Annotated in this window: 18 protein-coding genes and 4 pseudogenes; 5 read left to right on the forward strand and 17 right to left on the reverse strand. The window is 45.3% G+C overall.

The features are described from left to right. Nucleotides 1-133: 133 nt before the first annotated feature. Nucleotides 134-2,944: a phosphoenolpyruvate carboxylase gene (ppc, locus tag JEU20_RS04990; protein WP_198243924.1), complete on the reverse strand. Its 2,811-nt coding sequence runs from the start codon at nucleotides 2,942-2,944 to the stop codon at nucleotides 134-136. A 102-nt stretch (nucleotides 2,945-3,046) separates the two neighbouring features. Between ppc and nhaR the strand changes: the two genes are divergently transcribed. Further along, entirely contained in the window at nucleotides 3,047-3,946 is a 900-nt protein-coding gene (gene nhaR / locus JEU20_RS04995) for a transcriptional activator NhaR (protein ID WP_198243925.1), read from the forward strand. A gap of 389 nt (nucleotides 3,947-4,335) precedes the next feature. Here the strand turns inward: nhaR and JEU20_RS05000 are convergent, their stop codons facing one another. Continuing rightward, on the reverse strand, nucleotides 4,336-4,596 hold the full coding sequence (locus JEU20_RS05000) for a Rho-binding antiterminator (RefSeq protein WP_342590460.1): 261 nt from the start codon (nucleotides 4,594-4,596) through the stop codon (nucleotides 4,336-4,338). A 172-nt stretch (nucleotides 4,597-4,768) separates the two neighbouring features. Between JEU20_RS05000 and JEU20_RS05005 the strand changes: the two genes are divergently transcribed. After that, entirely contained in the window at nucleotides 4,769-5,107 is a 339-nt protein-coding gene (locus JEU20_RS05005; protein WP_198243926.1) for a DUF5335 domain-containing protein, read from the forward strand. A gap of 130 nt (nucleotides 5,108-5,237) precedes the next feature. On the opposite strand, the gene JEU20_RS05010 is transcribed toward JEU20_RS05005, so the two are convergent. The 8 genes from JEU20_RS05010 to JEU20_RS15825 form a co-directional block, all read right to left on the reverse strand. Then, the gene (locus JEU20_RS05010; protein WP_198243927.1) at nucleotides 5,238-6,833 is read right to left on the reverse strand and encodes a phospholipase D-like domain-containing protein; all 1,596 of its coding nucleotides are present in this window, start codon (nucleotides 6,831-6,833) and stop codon (nucleotides 5,238-5,240) included. Between the two features lie 2 nt (nucleotides 6,834-6,835). Continuing rightward, on the reverse strand, nucleotides 6,836-8,407 hold the full coding sequence (locus JEU20_RS05015; RefSeq protein ID WP_198243928.1) for an endonuclease/exonuclease/phosphatase family protein: 1,572 nt from the start codon (nucleotides 8,405-8,407) through the stop codon (nucleotides 6,836-6,838). A gap of 34 nt (nucleotides 8,408-8,441) precedes the next feature. Then, nucleotides 8,442-10,025 (reverse strand): glycoside hydrolase family 57 protein, encoded by a 1,584-nt coding sequence (locus JEU20_RS05020; RefSeq protein WP_198243929.1) that lies wholly within the window; start codon nucleotides 10,023-10,025, stop codon nucleotides 8,442-8,444. Nucleotides 10,026-10,027: 2 nt separating this feature from the next. Then, nucleotides 10,028-10,618 (reverse strand): hypothetical protein, encoded by a 591-nt coding sequence (locus JEU20_RS05025; protein ID WP_198243930.1) that lies wholly within the window; start codon nucleotides 10,616-10,618, stop codon nucleotides 10,028-10,030. Between the two features lie 269 nt (nucleotides 10,619-10,887). After that, nucleotides 10,888-11,424 carry a gamma carbonic anhydrase family protein gene (locus tag JEU20_RS05030; RefSeq protein WP_198243931.1) on the reverse strand — a complete coding sequence of 179 codons (537 nt, stop codon included), beginning with the start codon at nucleotides 11,422-11,424 and terminating at the stop codon, nucleotides 10,888-10,890. Nucleotides 11,425-11,672: 248 nt separating this feature from the next. Beyond that, nucleotides 11,673-12,407, reverse strand: coding sequence for a DDE-type integrase/transposase/recombinase (locus JEU20_RS15815; protein WP_198244948.1), 735 nt, complete (start codon nucleotides 12,405-12,407; stop codon nucleotides 11,673-11,675). Further along, entirely contained in the window at nucleotides 12,385-12,630 is a 246-nt protein-coding gene (locus tag JEU20_RS15820; protein WP_425356679.1) for a hypothetical protein, read from the reverse strand. The genes JEU20_RS15815 and JEU20_RS15820 overlap by 23 nt, the downstream gene beginning before the upstream one ends. 46 nt (nucleotides 12,631-12,676) lie before the next feature. Beyond that, the gene (locus tag JEU20_RS15825; RefSeq protein WP_425356680.1) at nucleotides 12,677-13,219 is read right to left on the reverse strand and encodes a transposase; all 543 of its coding nucleotides are present in this window, start codon (nucleotides 13,217-13,219) and stop codon (nucleotides 12,677-12,679) included. 59 nt (nucleotides 13,220-13,278) lie between these two features. On the opposite strand from JEU20_RS15825, the pseudogene JEU20_RS05040 reads away from it, so the two are divergent. From JEU20_RS05040 to JEU20_RS05045, 3 genes and pseudogenes are all read left to right on the forward strand, one after another. Continuing rightward, nucleotides 13,279-13,827 (forward strand): annotated as a pseudogene (locus JEU20_RS05040) (SPFH domain-containing protein); the annotation flags it as partial. Nucleotides 13,828-14,052: 225 nt separating this feature from the next. Beyond that, nucleotides 14,053-14,151: an SHOCT domain-containing protein gene (locus JEU20_RS15470; RefSeq protein ID WP_281066828.1), complete on the forward strand. Its 99-nt coding sequence runs from the start codon at nucleotides 14,053-14,055 to the stop codon at nucleotides 14,149-14,151. An 84-nt stretch (nucleotides 14,152-14,235) separates the two neighbouring features. Continuing rightward, on the forward strand, nucleotides 14,236-14,808 hold the full coding sequence (locus tag JEU20_RS05045; protein ID WP_245395109.1) for a TFIIB-type zinc ribbon-containing protein: 573 nt from the start codon (nucleotides 14,236-14,238) through the stop codon (nucleotides 14,806-14,808). On the opposite strand, the gene JEU20_RS05050 is transcribed toward JEU20_RS05045, so the two are convergent. The 7 genes and pseudogenes from JEU20_RS05050 to JEU20_RS05080 all read right to left on the reverse strand — a co-directional run bounded on the left by JEU20_RS05050 (nucleotide 14,764) and on the right by JEU20_RS05080 (nucleotide 20,916). Next, nucleotides 14,764-15,009 carry a DUF1289 domain-containing protein gene (locus JEU20_RS05050; RefSeq protein WP_198243933.1) on the reverse strand — a complete coding sequence of 82 codons (246 nt, stop codon included), beginning with the start codon at nucleotides 15,007-15,009 and terminating at the stop codon, nucleotides 14,764-14,766. The two genes, JEU20_RS05045 and JEU20_RS05050, sit on opposite strands and share 45 nt — an antisense overlap. 152 nt (nucleotides 15,010-15,161) lie before the next feature. Next, nucleotides 15,162-15,641 (reverse strand): annotated as a pseudogene (locus tag JEU20_RS05055) (IS5 family transposase); the annotation flags it as partial. Next, nucleotides 15,599-16,120 carry a CsiV family protein gene (locus tag JEU20_RS05060; RefSeq protein ID WP_198243934.1) on the reverse strand — a complete coding sequence of 174 codons (522 nt, stop codon included), beginning with the start codon at nucleotides 16,118-16,120 and terminating at the stop codon, nucleotides 15,599-15,601. The gene JEU20_RS05060 and the pseudogene JEU20_RS05055, both read right to left, overlap by 43 nt. Continuing rightward, on the reverse strand, nucleotides 16,120-19,569 hold the full coding sequence (gene mfd / locus JEU20_RS05065) for a transcription-repair coupling factor (RefSeq protein WP_198243935.1): 3,450 nt from the start codon (nucleotides 19,567-19,569) through the stop codon (nucleotides 16,120-16,122). Before mfd ends, JEU20_RS05060 begins: the two co-directional genes overlap by 1 nt. A 30-nt stretch (nucleotides 19,570-19,599) precedes the next feature. Beyond that, nucleotides 19,600-19,725 (reverse strand): annotated as a pseudogene (locus JEU20_RS05070) (alpha-ketoglutarate-dependent dioxygenase AlkB); the annotation flags it as partial. Between the two features lie 14 nt (nucleotides 19,726-19,739). Then, a pseudogene (locus tag JEU20_RS05075) lies at nucleotides 19,740-20,352 on the reverse strand (IS5 family transposase). Between the two features lie 45 nt (nucleotides 20,353-20,397). After that, nucleotides 20,398-20,916 (reverse strand): alpha-ketoglutarate-dependent dioxygenase AlkB family protein, encoded by a 519-nt coding sequence (locus JEU20_RS05080; protein WP_245395110.1) that lies wholly within the window; start codon nucleotides 20,914-20,916, stop codon nucleotides 20,398-20,400.

Raw genomic sequence — 20,916 nt, forward strand, 5'->3', positions numbered from 1 at the left:
AGTCGAACAGGTTTTTGAACTGTTGCAGTAAGTTCACATCGTTAGGCGCTCTCATCAAACCGGCTCACGCGCATGCCTGAGCCGGTTTTTTTCGCTTATTTGAAATAAACAGCCTCAAATTTCGCCTGTGGAGTTAGCCTGTATTTCTCATACCGGCTGCAATAGCATTAATGGTTCCCAGTAATGATTTTGTCAGCAATTTCTGTTTGTCAGCATCTAGTTCCTGGCTTCTGATTTCCTTCAACAAGGCTACCTGCATAAAATTCAAAGGCCCCAGGTACTCATCCCGGCGTCTTAATGAAGCCGCCAGTTTAGGATTTTCAGCCAATAACTGGTCACTTTCTGCAATGTCCAGTATCCAGTTTACACAATGGTGATACTCCCGGCTTATCATCATATGAACCTGTTTACCGGTATTTTCATCCAGACACAGCCCCGCATACTCCTTGGCGATATTCATATCCGACTTGCACAGCGCCATTTGGGCATTACTGAGTAGATTTCTAAAAAATGGCCAGTCCTGATACAAGCGCTGTAAGGTCTCTAAGCGCTCAGGGTTGGCAGCGCACCAGTATTTCAATGCCGAACCAATTCCAAACCAGGCGGGAAAAGTCTGGCGGGACTGTGCCCAGGAGAACACCCAACCGATAGCCCTGACCGATTGCTTGGAGCGGTCTTTTTTCTTACGATGGGATGGCCTGGAACCAATATTTAACTGACTGATTTCAGATACTGGTGTCGCTTCGTAAAAATAGTCCAGAAACCCTGGGGTATCTTCTGTTAATTGGCGGTAGCTTTGTTCACCGATTCTGGCCAGCTCATCCATCAAGGCAAGATTTTCAGGCTTGTCCTTAGCAACCGGTTTAATCAAACTCAAACTGGATTTTAATAAGCCGGTCACGCCCATGGTTAATTCATAGACAGCCGTTTCCTGATTGTTATAGCGATAAAAAAGGACTTCCCCTTGCTCTGTGAATTTAATTTTGCCTCTGACAGTCGCCGGCGGTTGTGCCAAAATCGCTTCATGAGTCGGCCCACCACCTCGACCAACCGTTCCTCCACGACCGTGAAACAACCGACACTGAACATTATATTCATCGGCTATTTCAATGATTTTTTGCTGCGCCCGATACAGCCCCCAGGCTGAAGCTAAAATACCGCCATCTTTACAGGAATCTGAATAACCCAGCATAATTTCCTGAGGCTTGCCATATGCTTTCAGCAATTCCTGATATTCCTGCTGTTGAAACAGCCTATGCAAAATATTTTCAGTTTCATTCAAATCCTCAATGGTCTCAAATAATGGACTGATGCCAATATGACAAAACCATTTACCCGCCAAACGTCCCGCCAGACCATTCTGTGCAGCCAGCAACAGAACCTCCATAATGTGACTGGCAGAATGAGTCATGGAAATCACGTAACGACTGAAACAATCTTCACCCAGCTCATGACGCATCTGAGCCATTACTCGGAATAATGATAGTATCTCCTGACTTTCTGGCGAAAGCTGATTAAAATCGTAAATCAAACCACCTGGAGTCGTCATAGCCTCGGCCAGCAGCTTCATTCTTTCTGCTTCATCCAGGGCAAAATAATCAATATCGGCAATTTGTGAGAAAATCTCGGCGACGGCTTCACTGTGTCGACTAGACTCCTGCCTGACATCCAGTTGCATCAAATAAAACTGAAAGGTATCCACCAGCCGGATTAAATCCTGTAATTCAAGATCCGCAATCGCCTTGTCACCATGGCTGATTAATGATTTCTGGATAACCCGCAAATCCTCCAGTAATTGCCCGGCACAACCATAGGGATGATTGGTTACGGTTACCATATCGCCGTTAATACGCTGTTCAATCTGTAATAAAGCTTGTTCCAGTCGATACTTCATCAAGGACAATTTATGCCGGTAAGGTTCCTGCTGACAACGCTGGCCTATGCTTTCAGCCACATCCCCCAATAACTCAATATCTGCCTGCAAGCTTTGATTGAATTCTTCAGTTGGGTGACATAAACCATAAGAAAAAGCCAGTTGTCCGCGCAAAAAATCAACCCGACTGATGTATTCCTTTAATATTGTTCTGGCCTGAAGTCTTAATGCCAATTCGGTAGTCTCTGGTTTTACATTCGGATTGCCATCGCGGTCTCCACCGATCCAGGAACCAAACTTCAAAAAACTGGGTATCTGCAACTGCTCAACGGCCTGCTCACCGTAAACATCATGTATGGCACGCTGCAATCCTCTATATAACTGAGCCGTTGATTCAAACAAAGAAAGTGGAAAATAAAACAATCCTGAATCAATCTCTTCAGTGACACTGATTTTACGACTGCGTAACTCATCCGTTTTCCACAGTAATTGAATGTAGTTTTGCAATTGATCTAGCACTTGTTGACGGAAATACCCCGACACCGGATATTGTTCCAGTTTTTTATGATTCAGGAATATATTTCTAAGCACCCCCCGGACAGTCCGACGCTTGGCTTCTGTCGGATGCGCTGTCATGACAGGCATATATTCAAGTTCATTAAACAAGACCTGCAAGTCATTAACATCTAAACCCTGTTCTTTAAAACTATGCAGCGTTTCATGAAAAGAGCCCTTCCAGAAATGCTTGTTTTTTTCGATCTGGCTTCTACGCTGAAAAAGATTGGTGGATTCTTCGGCGGTATTCAACAGATTAAAATACAGGTTGAATGCTCGGATAACCTGGGTCTGTTTTTCTTTTGACAGATTTTCAAGCTCTCGAAGCAATGTCTCTTTTTTGGTTTCGCTGCCATCGGCCTTAAAGGCACTAAACTGATTTCGTAAATGTTCTACGGTTTCAAGAACATCAGAACATTCATTAGTCTCCAGAACCTGCTCAAACTGTTGCTGCAATAACTGGAAATTGTTTCGTAACTGGGAATCATCTTTTATAAATTGCTCATTCATATCCATTCACTGTCAAAATTAATCTTGCTATCTACTATAAACAATTAGTAAAAATAGTAAATTAGGATATTTAGATTTAAACTATAGGTTTTTTCTATATAAGCACTTATGGAACGCCTCAACTATCAACATTTATATTATTTCTGGATGGTTGCCAAACACGGTAGCATCAGTGCAGCCTGCGAAATTCTTCATCTAGCACAGCCGACCATCAGCACACAGCTCAGTATTTTGCAAGAGTCTTTTGGCACAATATTATTCAGAAAACAAGGACGCCGACTTGAGCTGACAGACACAGGGCGAACTGTTTTTCACTATGCCGATGAAATCTTTTCCATCGGGCGGGAATTAACCCAGGTTTTAAAAGGCGAACATAGTGAAAACAGTTTACGATTATCACTCGGTATGACCGATGCCATGCCTAAACTAATCGCCTATCGTTTAATAGAGCCTCTTGTAAAAATGCCTGAATCCGTTCAGATTCAGTGTCATGAAGATAAAACAGAGCGCTTGCTTGCAGAAATTTCCTTGCATAGCCTGGATATTGTGTTATCAGATGTGCCGGCGACTCCGGCTAGTGGTAAGGGCATATTTAATCATTATCTGGGGCAATCCCAGGTTGCTATTTTTGCCCATCCTGATCTTGCCAAGCGTTATCAGGATAACTTTCCCCGTGCGCTGAATGGGGCTCCGTTCCTACTGCCTACGGGAAATACCGTATTACGACGCTCTTTGGACCAATGGTTTGATAAAAATGACTTATCGCCATCCGTTCAAGCCGAAATTGAAGACAGTGCACTGCTGAAAACCTTTGGCAGTAAAGGGATTGGCCTGTTTTTCTCACCCATTGCGGTGTCAGATGAAATTCAGCTTCAATATGGCGCAAAAATTCTAGGAAAAATTGATGATGTTTTTGAGCGCTTTTATGCCATTACCGCGCAGAGAAAATTGAAAAATCCATTAATCAAAGTTATTCTCGATAATGCACAACAAAGACTCTTTGAATAGACAAGATATCCGTATCTACGCCAAATAATTAGTCGACGGTAGTGGTCAAGTAAATTAGTACCTAATGTTACGCAGCGGCTCTTCAATCTCATTCCTTCATCATTACCGTGAAAGAAAAAACCATCTCTGACCTCTATCTTTTATCGACACAGAGCGCACAGAGTTATAGTTTGTATCGTTTAATTCCATTGACTGATCTGGATTCATTCAGTTATTGAGTGCAAAACTTCGATTCATATGCGTTCGTTTGCCGTACCAGCAATGCGATTTTGTTACCGTATTTATAGGACTATGATCCTTGTCTTTACCGACACAGTAAACCAGCAGCTCATACAGGGAATATATTTTATTTCAATAAGTTGGGAGGGTTTTTTTTCAGAACCGTCTATTTAAAAATAAACTGTCTTAAATTTTGCCTGCGGCGTCAGAACCCGCATTTCGGCTAAAGAATCAAGCGCAATATGCTGCTGCCATTGCTGATAACATTCGATCACTAAAAATTCCCGCTTCTCTGCGGAAGTCGTCACATCCTGTGCACAGCCTTCTACAATCAGACCATTTTTTAATTTAAGCCTAACCCGGTAGCCATACAGACAGGCGATCTCGACATAATCATGTAAATCACATGGTATCAGCTGCTCATTCATCATTATCATATATGCGCCCTAGTAGCTGTGAAACCGGTGTTTATTAGACCTTCTGCCCTAAACAAAAGGACAAGCCTTCAGTTTTACTTGACCACTACACCTTGTAATTCATTCAACAGCCCTCATTTAAATAAATACTATCAGCTTAAAATTTTTATGTACGGGAGAATTTACTATGATTACACGTGAACTACCAAAATCCGCATGGCAAAGTTATTTTGATCAAGTTTCCAAACAACTTAAAGAGATAGAACTAGCTGAACTTGAAGTTGCCAGTCTGAAATTAGGTGACCAGATCGAAACCGAATGGGTACCATTTTATGGCATAACTTATGATCCGAAAGATGATTTAGTTGAATTTGTTTTAGAAGGCCTGGATCACTTAATCAAAAATCCCAGCCAGATATTTGTAACTGAAGATGATGGCGGCCTAAAATGCATTGACGTAATTGATGCAGAAAACAACAAGCACATCGCCAGACTCAAAGAAATCTTAAAATTACCACCCGCTTAAAGCCAATCTCGCTTGCCTTGGTCTTTCCGGCTGAGGCAGGCAATTTCAGGTCCATAGAAAAGTAAACACTGAGGACAAAAGGGGCAGGCCTTTGATTTATGAGTGCGGGCTATATATGCACCTTTATATACTACCAAAACACCCGTAATTCACGTTTAATTTGCTCAAATTCATACAAATAGGGCTTGGCGACCTCATGATTGGCGGCGACGACGATAAGGTCGTGGGAAAATACCGAAGTGTTGTACCAGTTAAAACTGCCATCGATCACAATATGCTCATCAATAATGCAATATTTAGAATGAATCGGTGAATAAGGTACGGGATGATCATCTTGCCCATAGACCAGGCCAATCGGAATATTAACCTGCTTTAAACGCTGTATGGCAGGTAGCAATGGACGGTTTAACTCCTCATCCATGCTGCGCTCCACCCCGATTTTGCCTTCCCGCGCTAAATGCCCGTTCAGCAACAGCTCGACATGAACACCGCGATGCCAAGCTACAATCAAGGCGTCGATAACGCTATCATGATGATCGCCGCGTAATTCACCGATCAGAAACAGACAAATACGGATTTGATATTTTGCACGGTGAATCTCAGCCAGAATAGCCTGATGTGGTCGGTAGGCCTGACCATTGAGCAGAGTATGCCGACCAAAAGTGTACAACAGATTGAAATGGCTCAAAGGGTCGATACCGTATTTTTGAATCACCCCGCCCCGCTGACTTTGAAAAATATTGTCCAGCAAACGACACACACCTTCAGAATGGAAGGTCATGCCCGATTCCCAATTTGCCCACCAGCGATCGAAGGTAATATTGAATGACCCCATGATGCAATCCTGATCATTAAAAATAATGAATTTGGTATGCATATCCGGCTCGACTTCGATCAAATGATGTTTGGTCGTGCAGAACACCCCTAACAACTCGACTCGTGATTGTTTCAAACGGGCATAGGTGGCGCTGTTGGTCATGGTCATCTTGCGCCAATCGACAATGCATTGTACAAAAACGCCCTGTTCGCTGGCGTGAATCAGGTGATTGATAAAATCATTATCGTCAATACAATCGACACTGACCTTGATGGTACAAAATCTGTCGGGCTGCTGGTGTTTGGCCTGGATGGTCTTGTCAATATGATCATGAATAAAGCGTTTGGGGTGAAAGGGATGATAGGGAAGGCCTTTGGTAAATTTAGGTACCAGGTGCAGAGATTCAAAATGCTGGTTATACCAGTCCACATCACTTTGCAACTGCCCTGCATCGACTTCATAGCTTCGGTAATGATTGGGTGTGGACCATTCCTCATTGATATGCCGCTGCTGGGGATAGGCATCTTGTAATTGATACCAATCCATGTAAATGTATTCCTTTTCCGAAGCGATCGAATGTTCACCCATATGCACGATAAAGGCAATTTTGATGCAATTGATCCAGCCGAAATGCTTTGAATGGGGGTACACATAAAAATCACGCGTGCTGCGCTTATGCCGATCCCATTCCACGGCATAGGGGTCGGTATCGACGATATAGGTTTCACAGACGCCCTGATCCCGATACACTTTCAGAATAACTTTCAGGTTACAGGATACACCATGAAACATATCGAACTCTATTTTTCCCCAACGAATATCAAACGTATCTTTAAAATCATTGATACGCTGAAAATAGCCGCCAAGCTGACCAAAAACGGGACGGGCATAGTGTTCAGCGGTTTGCATGCTTAATCCTCTTTCCGGGCTTTATGCTTATATTGCGTTGTCCCATGCTTGTGCACCGGATCAGATTGAATCTCCGGCTCAAAGTGGAATAAATAACCGACATGATCCGACACCCGTCCATAGTCGTGTTCGGTAAACAGCGTAGTGGCCGATGTGCATTTAAGTTCATGATCACGATTGGCAAACACAAAATCGATTCGATAATCATCGCTCAAATAATCCCCCCAATGCACATCATCAACCCGAAAACGTTGCGCCGACAGCCCCTGCTGATTGGCTTGTAAATACTGATCTTCATAACCATAATGCTGCACTACCAACCGATACCCTTCGGAGCCAGCTGCCACATTGAAATCACCACAGAGCAAATTGGCTTTCAGCCCTTTTGAACGCGCTTGGCAGGCCCACTCATGCAAACGCCCGAATTGTTCAGAAAAACCGTTTTCCCACCAGCTCAAATGGACGGAGAACACCTGAATCAAGCCCATATACGGGACTTTGAGCCAAGCTTTCACCGCTTTTCGCGCATGAATGTTGTACGGATCCTGCGATTCAGAGACATAGCGCCCTTCGGGTTCAATCAACGGATAACGACTTAACAGCGCAACCCCTTCCCTGTATCGATCGAAACCTAGATGCGACCAGTCGTAAAACAAATGCAGCGGCGCCTTCAATCGCTGATTGATAATATTAGCCGCATTCGATGACCAATCACCCTGCCCATCATTCCAGTTTTCGGCCACTTCCTGAAAACACACGACATCGATCTGCAGCTCATCAATCGCACGCGCAATGGTAGAAAATTTTTCATCCTGCTGTTGCTCCTGATAACAATGCAAATTGAGAATCAACAACGACAGAGGCTTGTGGCTGATAACATAATTCTGCCCGGCATTATTATCCCAAACCGTTTCCGCCTTTCCTTGACAGGCAATGCTGTACTGCACTCGGAAATGGCGACCAACCCGTAATTTGACCGTCCATACCTGAACACCGTATTGGTTGGGATTGCGCGCATTACTGCGACATAATTTATCCCAATACAAAACGGTGCTATGGGCATCGGTTTTTCTAAGGCTTTGCCAATCATCCACAGTCCAGTGAACCTGAACCCGCTGCGGCTGCAATGCGGTATTGACCAGCACTCTCAATTCCAGACTTTTCTGGCCGGGCTGTAACTGATTCTGATGCGCAATATGGGCGATTGTACGCCCCTGACCGAGTAGAAAACCTGAATCCGCATCACTGTGATAATTTAATCCATTCCGGTTATCCCAATATTCCCGCCCCTCACATCGCAACCTGAGGCCAAATTGAATATTCCCTGGCAAGGGTTTCGTCTCCGTAGCAGAAAACAGTATTTTCGCCTGCCAACACTCAAGCCCTGTGCGCTGCTGGCGTTGAAAAACAGCCGAACAGTTCTGCCATTCCCCCGACTCACCCGCCCAAATGACATCCACCTGTTTATGAAAACCTAAGTTTTCGACTTCAATATAAAATGTCAGCTGTTGCTGCGGCTGCCGTTTTTTACGGCTGATGATATTTTCAACGGCAAGTAATGCAATTTCGCTCATATGCGCCTCCTGCGACAGAAGCCGCGGCTACAAATTATTCGTACTGATGAAAATCCAGCGTTGGAAAAATATCATCCATAATTTCCAATGCCGCGACATAGCGTGCATCCAAACGATTCTTCTGCAAGCCATCCACTAAATAATTAAACCGCGCCAGATGATCTTCCAATTGTTTATTGGCGTATTCGCGCGTAGTACCGGCCGTTAACATAAAAGACCAATCTGAAGCCTGCGCCAATAATAAAGACCGTAATGCCTGATTGACAGCTCGCTCTTGCAAATCGGTCAATTGCACCGTTTTCAAATCCTTGATCAAGTTTTCCAGCGTCTCGGCGGCTTGATGCAAACACGGATAAATCCAATCATTGCTATCGTTTATCCAATACCGATAGGCGCCTTGATGCCCCCAGCTTGAATCGGCCGGCCGCAGTGTTTGCAAGGTATCGTGCGTTGCCAGATAATCCTCACCGGACTGCAATTGCAGTGCATATTTTCCAGATGCCGCCAAACGCAAAACCTGCTCTAGCCATAGCGGGCCTTCATACCACCAATGCCCAAACAATTCGGCATCAAACGGTGCCACCATCATCGGTGCTTGTCCCAATTGTTGACTTAACCGGGTAATGTGCTGTTGCCGCTGCCACAAAAAATCTTCGGCGTGCTGCCGCGCTTTTTTAATCGCTCGCTCTGGATCATACCACTGTTTGGCCTCGGTATTGCCAGTAATGCGATGATATTTAAGCCCTATATGGCCTGGAATCCTATCTTTGGAAATAAACTGCGCCAAATAATCCGGCGCTAATTCATAGCCCATATCGCGATGAAATTCCCGATAATCGGCATCCCCCGGATAACCTTCATCTGCACTCCACACCTGCCGCGAACACAATGGATCGCGTGCAAACGCCGCCACGCCGTTGCCACAATCCACTGGCGCATAAACACCATTCAGTGGTTTTTCATCCGCACCTTCCAGCGCATGGCTATCGACAAAAAAATACCGGACGCCGTATTCTGCTAACACCTGTTCAAGCCCGGCATAAAAACCGCATTCCGGTAACCAAAAGCCATCAGGCTTAAAATCAAATACCTGTTGAAAAGTCTCAAGCCCAATCCGAACCTGATTGCGGACTGCCGACGCATTCTGTCGCAACAAAGGCAAAAAACCATGCGTTGCCGCCGTCGTGATAAGACAGAGGCCACCACCTTGCTGATGACGCCTGAATTGCGCCAGAATATCACCCGCACAGGCATGATACAGCTGACTGAGCTGTTGTAATTGCTGTCGATAATGCAGCGCGATACGCTGAACCTCCGGCTGCCCCAACGTGCGCCTGATCTCAGCCTCGATCAATTGCTGTCTCGCCAATAAATAACGCCGATAACGCTGCTTCAATAAATCGCTCTGCAACAAAGTCATCAGCGTAGGCGATAAAGAAAGCGTCAAACGATATGCAACACCATCGGCCTGCAAACGATCCAACATCGCCAGAAGTGGCAAATAACATTCGGTTATCGCCTCGAACAACCACGCTTCTTCCAGAAAATCTTCGTATTCCGGATGATGCACATAAGGCAAATGCGCATGCAACACAATATTCAAACCCGCCAACGCCATCGTTATAATCCTTGCCCTGAATGATTGAGGGTTGTCATCGTATCACCCTGCGCTTCCCGTTGCCCGTCCAGGGTCTGCGCAAAACTCGACGCAACACAAGTCGATTCCAACACAGCACAAAATTGATGTCGCGCATCAAAGCAACCGATTGAGACACGATGATGGCTATTTTGAAGCGATGACGGTAACGGAATAATTGTCTTTTTTGACTGACAATCATTAATTTCCGGGCGAAAAAAAACCTCTACCTGCTCCGTCGTACCGGCTGAAGACAACTTAATCACCGGCACCTTATCCGCAACGACTTCCGGTAAACGCCAATACACATGCAAATGCCCAGCATCGACCGGCATCACGACACAGACGGGCTCTGCATGATTGACTCGCTGAGTAATGGAGCGATACTGGCGCCGGATCGTTCGACTGACATCGCGTAACATTTGTGCTGAAACAGCCTGCTGGGAACGCTGCATGCGCGGCGCAAAATCACGCGACACAGCCTGGCTGATTTCAACAATAGCCTCAGCCGTCAATACAAGCCGCTTATCAAATCTGGACTGAAACAGCCTCAACTCCTGTTGTGTCGTACGCACTCTGACCTGCGCCCTATTCAAAAGAGTAGAAACTTTAACGGCTGTTTAACATTTACGCAAGCGGTGCCGCGATAATATAGCTGCGCGAATCCCCCCGAAACACTATTCCAGTCTTCGGCATAGATATTTAACCTGGACCCTGGTGAAATATCCGAGTTAAGAGTTGCTATGCGTTTTATTAGATTTCACTATCGCTCTCGGTAACTGCTCCATGCGCTGCTCTTTGCTCTACATCTATGCAGTCATACCTATCCTCCAAGAGGACATATTCAACCCATCACCAGATATTCATCTTTCAAACTAACATAATGTACAGCTGAATAATCCAGAAAACGCTTTTCTTCGTCGGTTAAGGCTCTCGCCTGCCGTGCCGGTGCCCCCACATAAAGATAACCACTCTCCAAACGCTTACCCGGCGGCACCAGCGCACCAGCGCCCAGCATGACGTAATCTTCCAATACCGCGCCATCCAGGATATTAGCGCCAATCCCAATCAGACAAAAGTCACCCACGGTGCAGGCATGCACCACCGCCTTATGGCCGATGGTCACGCTGTTTCCAATGGTCAATGGATAGCTTTTACCCCCGGTAAATTCGCTGGCATGGGAGACATGCAAGACTGCACCATCCTGTATATTAGTCTTCTCGCCCACAGTAATTTTTTCGACATCGCCACGCAATACCGCCATTGGCCAAACCGAGACATCATCGGCTAAATGAACATCGCCAATCACAACAGCGCTGTCGTCAATAAATACCCGTTGACCCGTTTTCGGTTCACAATTTTTAAATGTTCTTATCGTCACATCAAACCTTTTCTACTATATTTAAGACAATAAACTCCGCAGAGTGCTTATGGCTATTATAAACAGTATCAAACGTCAATTACGATCCGTTATTACCTGGGATAACCCAAATCCAAACCTGATTTTCAGCCAATGGACCGAAAATGGCGATGAAATCAAAAATGCATCGAAGCTCATCATCGGCCCCGGACCGCTAAATGTCAACCAACCTGTCGCATTTTTTGCAATAATTTACGAAATGAATTTTATTAAGCTGCTTGACATTCTGTTGTGTTGAAATTTTCCTTATCCGGATTAAGATAAACATGGCCAATGGGCGTTAAATTTCGTGTTTGTCGTCCATTCCATCGCTCTGGATTGTCTCTTTTTGCTTGCTCGATGACTCGTTTTCTTTTTTCGAGTACGGCGCTGTCTAAGCCGTTATGGCGTTGGTTGGGTGTTACAAACTTGAGCGCACTGTGTTGATGTTCATTGTTGAACCAACAAACGAAAGCTTCAACCCAGTTCCTGGCTTCGCTTAATGTTTTAAAAGGGTTTTCTGGAAAGGTATGATGATATTTGACTGTTTTAAATAACGATTCTGAATAAGGATTATCATTACTGACACGAGGTCTGCTGAACGACGTGGCAATGTCTAAATCGACCAATTTGGCCCTTAATGTTGCGCCTTTCATCGGACTGCCGTTGTCAGAATGTATCACCAATTGCTTTTTGTCGATGTTTTCCCGGCGAGCGATATCTTCGATCAAATCAGCAGCGTGTGCGCTTGATTCGGCATCATGAACTTGCCAGCCTACGATTTTCCGACTATAGATGTCCATCACCATGTAGAGGTAAAAATACTGCCCTTTGACGGGGCTTAATAAATACGTAATATCCCACGAGTAGATTTGATTGGCCTGTGTGGCTTTGAGTGACTGCGGTTTATTATGCTGACCTGCGGCTCCTTTAGCTCTGTGCTTAAGCTGGTTGTGGGCTTTCATGACACGATAAAAGGTTGATTCTGATGCCCAAATCCAATAACCTCGGAACGATTTGATGCGGCGTTAAAGCGCTGTATTCCGGTTTATTAATCACGGTGATGATTTCTTGCTTGATGGCCTCGGATAATTGATTGTGCACAGGCGCTGTATTGTGCAGTCGTAGGTCTTCTGAGAGTCCTTCTCCCCGGTTCCAACGCTGATAGGTTCGAGCTGATATACCCACCAGTTCACAGGCTAATTTCTGCCGCGCTCCATTGTCAACGGCTTCATCAATGAGTGCGCTGTAGTGTTGGCGATCTGAGTAGGCGATTAATCGGCCGCCTTTTCCCCCAGATCGCTTGGCACTTTTTTGATAACACCAGTAAAGCCGCTGTTTCTGATAACGCTTTCTCTTTGCGGTTTAGCTCCTTATGCAAACGCTTGTTTTCTTGTTTGAGTTTTGTTTGCGCCTGTTTATATACGGATTCTGTTGATTTAGATTCTGACAAAAATTCCGCTTTCCAGGTATTTAGATGATGTAAGTAGATGCCTTGTTCACGACAATAGGCGCTAGCCTGATCATCGGTGAGATGATGACAATGAACAATGGCTTCAAAACGTTCTACTGTATTCCAATCTTGAGGGCTTTTTTCTTTTGACATGTTTGACTCTGTTTTTTCGAGTTGATTTTTCTTAGCTAACCGAATCCATTTTTGAAGTGTGGAGTAACCCACACCTAAAGTAACTGCAATTTGCTTTAGCGATTGTTCTGGTCTTCTGGATAATGCTTTTTCTACTGATTGTACTTTAAATTCTTGGCTAAATACGCTCATTTTTGTCTCCTGATTTAAAATTTCCTAGGCGACAGGTATGTTGACATAGGGGGGGACAGGGTTGTATTTTTGTGTATGAAGGCCAGGTTAGAGCGGTTATTGAAGAAGAATGTTTGCTGGATCTTGAAACAGCGAATATTCCATTCTGGACCACCATCAAAAAATTTATGCAATTTTTTGAGAGTGAACATAAAGTTGGTCTCTATTTTTATCGAACCACCACGTTTCTGAATCAAAAATGGGGTACGACCTCGCCGGTTAAATACGAAGACCCAAAATATCAATTCCCGGTCAGCTTAAAAGCCTATGGCAATTACAGTTACAGGGTCTATGACGCCAGAGACTTTTTCACGCATGTTGTCGGTGGCCAATCGGTATTCCTGGCCGATGATTTTCGCCACACCCTGTCGGCCCGAATTATTCATACGATTTCCGATTATTTAGCAGAAAGCCAGTACAGCTATGCTGAAATCGACAGTAAACGAGAGGAAATCGCTCACAGCATTTCCATCAAATTGTCCATTACCTTTCGTAAACTCGGTTTTGACATTACCGACTTTCGCATCGAAGGCACAGAGTTTGACGCGCCGACCCAACAACGTATTAACCGGATTGCCGATTTAATTGCCGAGTCACATGCCGCTGAAGCCGCCGGTTTAGACTACACTCACCTGCAACAACTAGAAGCCATGCGCGAGGCGGCCCGCAATGAAGGGGGTGGTGCCGGGCTTGGCATGGGGATGGGTGCGGGTATCGGTTTAGGCCAAAGCATGGCGCAATCGCTGAATGATCAAGTACAACACTCGCCGGCAACTCAGCCCAAAAACGACCCAATGGCGGCATTGACACAACTAAAAAAGCTGTTTGAAGCCGATTTAATCTCTGAAGATGAATATCGTGCCAAAAAACAGGATATTCTGAATAGTTTATAAATGCGCCGTTGCCACGCCTGCTCTGCACCCTTAAATGCCAACAGCAATATTTGTCAATATTGCGGGACGCGTAATGATATTGATTTGCATGGAAAAATAGATTTTAGCGTACAAGAAGACATTTCGAATCGTGTGTGTCCTCATTGCACAACGCCATTACAGACGGTTAATCTTTATACCGATGGCAGCGTACAAATTGAACGCTGTCAAAAATGCTACGGCCTATTTTTTGACCCGGGTGAAATAGAAACCGTGCTTGAAAACAGCGTTTCTGGCGCAAATATTATCAATCGAAAACTATTAACGGCCATCACTCAGGAACGTTCACAGCATTGGCAAAAAATCCGCTATCTGAAATGCCCGGTGTGTCAGCAGTTTATGCGCAGAATCAATTTTGGTTATCGCAGTGGCGTCGTGATAGACCAGTGTAGAACACATGGCATATGGCTAGACAATGGTGAAATTAGCCATTTGATGGAATGGAAAAAAGCCGGCGGCCAGATACTACACGAGAAAAAACAGGCCCAACTAAAACGTCAGCAATCACGACCAAAATCAAACCATTCTTCTGTTGAAATCTCTGAGAGCTTCAATCACACAGACGATGATAATTTACTCGGAACTGTCGCTCGCTTGATCTTCCAACTTATGCGCTAAATCAGCCAGCCATTTTTCCTTGTCAGCCTTGCGTTGCGCCATGTTTTGACGATACTGCTCCCGCGTTTTCGCATCAGCAGTCAACCAACTGGTGATTTCATCCAAATGACGATAACAGCCCAAACAGATATCCTCTGTATCCAGACAGCAGTTTCCAACACAGGGGGATTCAACCGTTGCAAATTTAAATTCGTCAGCCATTTTCTTATTGTTAATATCTAAGTTAAGTTTATTCGAAGCTCCGGATTCTACCCTAACACCTAAACTGTGCCAACTTTTTAATATGAACTAATCCGCACAATAACGCCAAAATGCGGATGATCCAAATAATGGATTTCGTTTAGGGGCTGTTGGTCACCTTTTGGGAGCTCTGCAACTAATTTCGGTGCTTCTTTACAGTCATGAACTTCGCCGCCTGTCACTGAGAAATGAATAGGAAGACCACAGGCATCAACGGCCATATGAATTTTACTGGTGTTCCCGGCGACAGATTTCCCTATCGCTGTTTCTTGTTCACAGGCCGCACCACTACTATGCTGATGTGCTTTCACAATACTCCCATCAATAAATTCCCATTCCAGGTCTGGATCAACAACCAAGGCGTTAAAAATACCCATCAGTTTTTCTTTACGAGACCAGTCATTGAATCGTTTATATACCGCATTCCAATTACCAAAAGCCGTGGGTAAATCTCTCCAGGGACAACCTACTCGCAAGCGATAAAAAATACCTTCGACTGTTTTTCGAAGACAAGGTTTGTCATAAATTCCCATTTTCAACATAATTATCTTCAGTTTCTCCCAAAGTTCATCCGTAAGCATTTGTCGGGGCATAGTTTGCTTGTTTTTGAGTCTAATTTAAATCGTCGTTTCTCTTTAAGATGATAAATCACACGATCATCCGGCTGGTATTCAAAATCGGCAATCAAATGTAACAAGTTCCCCCGCTGCACCCTAAAAAAACCATCGATACCGTGTGCGGCATTGTGTATTCTAACCGCCGTTCCCAGTCGATTGGCACCAATCCGTTGCACCCAGGCCACATGCAATAAAGGCTGGTAATCGGAACTCGCTTGCAAGCGCCGCCAAATCCCGGTCAGGCTTTTTCCAGCGGCCGAATAGGCATTTAAGGTCTGTAGCGCATGAGGCCATTGAATTTGGCTTTGATACTGATCGAACACTTCATTGCTTGAGCTCTGCTGCGAAAACACAATCAATTCGATTTTATAGTTACGCGCCTTAGCCCAGCTCTGTCCGCTTATCAGGCATAATAGACCCAGCAATACGCCATACTTTATCCATAACTTTGTCATCAGGCCGCCTCCAGCGCCAATGTGGTCAATAATTCTTGTAAAAATGCCAGCCGTTCTTCCACCGTTTCCAAGGGTTTGCTAAATTTAAGCTTGTCTGCCCCATCAAAAGTGTAAACCTGATTTTGCGTCTGAATCAGTTCAATCAACTTGTCGGTGTTAATCTTAGGCTGTTGCGTAAAAATAATGCGCCCTCCGGCCACATGCGCTTCCAGTTTTTTAATACCCATGTGTTCGGCCTGCTGTTTTAATTCAGTAATGCTGAACAAGACCTTAACCGGATCGGGCAATAATCCGAAACGATCGATCATTTCCACCTGCAAGGCCTTGAGTTCGTCGTCATTTTCAGCATTGGCGATACGTTTATACAAGACCAGTCGCGCATGAATATCCGGCAGATAGTCTTCCGGTATCAGGGCTGCTGCCTGGACATCCACTTCCGGCCCGGTTTCCAATGACGTATTCAACGCCGGCTGATCGCCCGATTTAAGGGCATCAATCGCACGTTCCAGCAATTCGGTGTACAAAGTAAAGCCGATTTCCTGGATTTGCCCGCTTTGATCTTCGCCCAACAATTCGCCTGCGCCGCGAATTTCCATATCATGTGAAGACAACATAAACCCTGCACCCAATTCGCCTGAGGCTTCCACAGCTTCCAGCCGTTTGCGCGCATCCTTGCTCATCAGAGTTTGTGGCGGCACAATCAAATAGGCATATGCTCGGTGGTGGGAACGCCCGACACGGCCACGCAATTGATGTAATTGCGCCAGCCCCAGCTTATCAGCCCGATTGATGATGATCGTATTGGCACTGGGGATATCGATTCCACTTTCGATAATGGTGGTGCTGATGAGCAGATTGAAGCGTTGATGATAAAAATCCAGCATAATTTGCTCTAGTTCGCGCTCCGGCATCTGGCCGTGAGCAATCTGAATACGCGCTTCGGGGACCAGTCGTTCCAACGTACGCGCCATTTTCTCCATGCTTTTCACATCATTATGTAAAAAGAATACCTGTCCGCCACGTTTTATTTCACGCTGACAGGCTTCCTGAATCTGGGCATCCACCCATTCAGAAATAAAGGTTTTGATGACGTGCCGATTCGGTGGTGGCGTAGCGATAATAGAAATATCACGCAGGCCCGACATCGCCATATTCAGGGTTCTCGGTATCGGCGTCGCCGTTAGGGTCAGCAAATCCAACTCATGCCGCAGCTTTTTGAAATGCTCTTTCTGACGTACACCAAAGCGGTGTTCTTCGTCGATAATCACTAACCCTAACTGTTTATAGTGGATGTCTTTAGACAATAATTTATGTGTGCCGATGACAATATCAACCTGACCTCGCGCTAATTCTTCGACAATATTTTTTTGCTGCTTAGCCGTGTTAAAGCGCGAAAGCACCTCGATTTTGACTGGCCAATCGGCAAAACGGTCACGAAAATTCTGGAAATGCTGTTGTGCCAGCAGTGTCGTCGGCACTAAAACCGCCACCTGTTTACCGGCTTGCACGGCAACAAAAGCCGCTCGCATGGCAACTTCGGTTTTACCAAAACCGACATCACCACACACCACACGATCCATCGGCTTTGTCGAACGCATATCCGCCAGAATAGCGTCGATAGCCGATTTCTGATCGGGCGTCTCCTCAAACGGGAAAGCGTCGGCAAAGGCTTGGTATTCGGCATCATCCACCGCAAATACATGACCTTCGCGAGCGGCGCGCTGGGCGTGAATATCCAACAGCTCTGCCGCTACATCACGCGCTTTCTCCAGCGCTTTTTTCTTAGCTTTACTCCACTGATCCGTACCTAAACGATGTAACGGCGCGTTTTCGGCACTAACGCCACTGTAGCGACCAATCAGATGCAAGGATGAAACCGGCACATACAGCTTGTCATCATTGGCATATTTCAACATCAAAAATTCAGCTTCAATATCGCCAACCGTCAAGGTTTGCAGCCCCATATAGCGGCCAACGCCATATTCCTGGTGAACCACCGGCGATCCGATAATCAATTCATTCAGGTTATTAAAGACATTTTCCAGCGTTTTAGCGGCCGACTGACGCCGCCTGCGACGTTGCTGAACCTTACCTCCATTTAATTGGGTTTCGGTAATAATGGCAATGCCCGCCTGCGGTAATAGCAAACCATGATCAAGCGGTGCGACGACAATCGCCAAGGTGGTATCGTTGTGAATAAAGCCTTGCCAATCGGCAACCGGTTTGAGTGCAATTTTATAGTGTTTTAATTTGTCGATCAGGCCTTCCCTATGGCCTGCTGTTTCGGCAACAAACAAAATTTTGCCGTCAAAACCTTCGATAAACTGACGCAAATGCTGTGCAGGTTCTTTCATGCGAGTATCGATGGTTAAATCAGGCAAGGGCTGACAGTTAAAATCAATACTATTTTCAGTCTGCCGCGCTAGAATCAAGCGGTAGAATTGCGCCAGCCGCTGCTGCAGTTGTTCAGGATTGAGAAACAGGGTTTCCGGCGCTAACAGTGGTCGGTGTGCATCATATTTTCGCTGTTGATAACGCTCTTCAGCTTCATGCCAAAAAGCCTCAGCCGCCGTTTGAAAAGTATCAGGCAATGCCAGAACGGTATCGTCGGGTAAATAGTCGAACAAAGTCTCGGTTTTATCCACAAATAATGGCAGATAATATTCGATACCGCCGGGCGCGACCGCCTTGCTGACATCCTGATAAATCGGATTTTTTTCCGAACTTTCGGGAAAAGCTTCTCGAAAGGCACGCCGAAAATGTTTAATGGCATCGTCGGTAAATGGAAATTCAAAGGCTGGTAACAGTTCGACCCGCTCAATTTTTTCAATACTGCGCTGCGTTTCCGGATCAAAGCTGCGAATGGTATCGATGTCATCATCCATCAAATCCAATCGAAACGGTTGCTTGCTACCCATCGGAAAAATATCGACCACTGACCCACGTATGGCAAATTCACCATGCTGATAAACCTGGGAAACCCGCTGATACCCGACGGCCTCTAATTTCAGGCGATTTAATTCCAAATCAAACTGTGCGCCTGCTTCCAGCACAAAACTATTGGCCAGCACATGCTCACGTGGGGCCAGCCGGTTCATCAAAGTGGCTACCGAAACGACCAATGCGCCTTGCCTTGTCGCCGGTAACAAGGCAAGCGTCCGCAGGCGTTCAGAGACAATTTCTGGCAATGGCGAAAATACATCATACGGTAGCGTTTCCCAGTCGGGAAAGTGTAGAATCGGTAAGCTCTGTCCCAGAAAAAAAGCCAGCTCATGCTCTAATCGTAATGCGGTTTGGGTATCTGGCGTCACAATCACAAACAGGCGTTGGCTTTGTTGAATTGCCGTTGCCAGTGCCAGAGCGTCACCACAACCTTCAAGCCCATACCAATAGATGGCCTGTGTTTTTTGGTCTGGCAAGACCGGAAGCATGATAGAAGAGTCAGCCATAACGTCGTGAAATTTCTTAAAAACAGAGCATTATAGCGTTTTATCTGGGCATGGCTGAATCTTGCGAAAGGTCAGATTGATTCGAGCGGATTTGGGTTTGCGCGTTTTCGGCAATTCATGCCGCCAATGATGTTGAATAGAACCTGCCATGACTAGGGGCTGTTGCCATTTCACATAGGTAACCATAAAAAGGCGCAAGCCAGAGCGATAGAGCCTTCAAAATTTCGTTTGAGTTTGTCATATCGCGTGGCGATCGCTCTGAAATGCTTAAGTCTTGCAAACACATTTTCAACGAGATGGCGATATTTGTAGAGACACCAATCCATTTCATCATTTCCCCGAGTTGAATTCTTTTTTCTTGGGATAACAGGAACAGCCCTTTGTCTTTAGACCACAGGCATCAACGGCCATATGAATTTTACTGGTGTTCCCGGCGACAGATTTCCCTATCGCTGTTTCTTGTTCACAGGCCGCACCACTACTATGCTGATGTGCTTTCACAATACTCCCATCAATAAATTCCCATTCCAGGTCTGGATCAACAACCAAGGCGTTAAAAATACCCATCAGTTTTTCTTTACGAGACCAGTCATTGAATCGTTTATATACCGCATTCCAATTACCAAAAGCCGTGGGTAAATCTCTCCAGGGACAACCTACTCGCAAGCGATAAAAAATACCTTCGACTGTTTTTCGAAGACAAGGTTTGTCATAAATTCCCATTTTCAACATAATTATCTTCAGTTTCTCCCAAAGTTCATCCGTAAGCATTTGTCGGGGCATAGTTTGCTTGTTTTTGAGTCAAAATAAACAATCTATGTGGCGGAGTTATTGAATTTCAAGGGGGATTTTCAAAACGGCAACAGCCCCTAATAAATCACCATTTTTCAACTCAATATCCAGTTTTTGGCTACTTTGCCCATGACGGAATCGCAATAAACGGGTCTCACCGAAACTGAGTGAAGCGATAAAAGGGTTTTGCCCCAGTTCTGGTTCATCATCGGCATGGCAGCCCATCGAATCCTGCCCATGCCGGTAGAGATTAGCCATCATGCTATTGAATGGCTGCTGACAATGCTTTTCCACATTCTGCTTTATTTGTGATAATAAAGCCAGCCAGTGCAAAGGTTCATGATCAACGCCAGAATAGCGATAATGGGTGCCTTCATCACCATACCAGGCCATCAACCGGGGGACATTGAGCCATCGACCATAAATAAACAAGCGTTCTTGTCGCCAGTCAATCTGCGCCAATAACTGCTGAAAAATATGTCGAGCCTGATCTATGGTATAAAATGAGCGATACAAATACAGTTCGCCATCAAAGGGCAACAAATTTGAGACCAC

The organism is methane-oxidizing endosymbiont of Gigantopelta aegis, assembly GCF_016097405.1.
Taxonomy (GTDB): domain Bacteria; phylum Pseudomonadota; class Gammaproteobacteria; order Methylococcales; family Methylomonadaceae; genus Methylomarinum.

Excerpts from the sequence above, each read along its gene's own strand:
- JEU20_RS05050 (WP_198243933.1), bottom strand. The coding sequence starts at position 15,009 with ATGGCTGACGAATTTAAATTTGCAACGGTTGAATCCCCCTGTGTTGGA.
- JEU20_RS15825 (WP_425356680.1), bottom strand. The coding sequence starts at position 13,219 with ATGAGCGTATTTAGCCAAGAATTTAAAGTACAATCAGTAGAAAAAGCA.
- nhaR (WP_198243925.1), top strand. The coding sequence starts at position 3,047 with ATGGAACGCCTCAACTATCAACATTTATATTATTTCTGGATGGTTGCC.
- JEU20_RS05060 (WP_198243934.1), bottom strand. The coding sequence starts at position 16,120 with ATGACAAAGTTATGGATAAAGTATGGCGTATTGCTGGGTCTATTATGC.
- JEU20_RS05010 (WP_198243927.1), bottom strand. The coding sequence starts at position 6,833 with ATGCAAACCGCTGAACACTATGCCCGTCCCGTTTTTGGTCAGCTTGGC.
- JEU20_RS15470 (WP_281066828.1), top strand. The coding sequence starts at position 14,053 with ATGGCGGCATTGACACAACTAAAAAAGCTGTTTGAAGCCGATTTAATC.
- JEU20_RS05020 (WP_198243929.1), bottom strand. The coding sequence starts at position 10,025 with ATGGCGTTGGCGGGTTTGAATATTGTGTTGCATGCGCATTTGCCTTAT.
- ppc (WP_198243924.1), bottom strand. The coding sequence starts at position 2,944 with ATGGATATGAATGAGCAATTTATAAAAGATGATTCCCAGTTACGAAAC.
- JEU20_RS05015 (WP_198243928.1), bottom strand. The coding sequence starts at position 8,407 with ATGAGCGAAATTGCATTACTTGCCGTTGAAAATATCATCAGCCGTAAA.
- mfd (WP_198243935.1), bottom strand. The coding sequence starts at position 19,569 with ATGGCTGACTCTTCTATCATGCTTCCGGTCTTGCCAGACCAAAAAACA.
- JEU20_RS05000 (WP_342590460.1), bottom strand. The coding sequence starts at position 4,596 with ATGATGAATGAGCAGCTGATACCATGTGATTTACATGATTATGTCGAG.
- JEU20_RS15815 (WP_198244948.1), bottom strand. The coding sequence starts at position 12,407 with ATGAAAGCCCACAACCAGCTTAAGCACAGAGCTAAAGGAGCCGCAGGT.
- JEU20_RS05005 (WP_198243926.1), top strand. The coding sequence starts at position 4,769 with ATGATTACACGTGAACTACCAAAATCCGCATGGCAAAGTTATTTTGAT.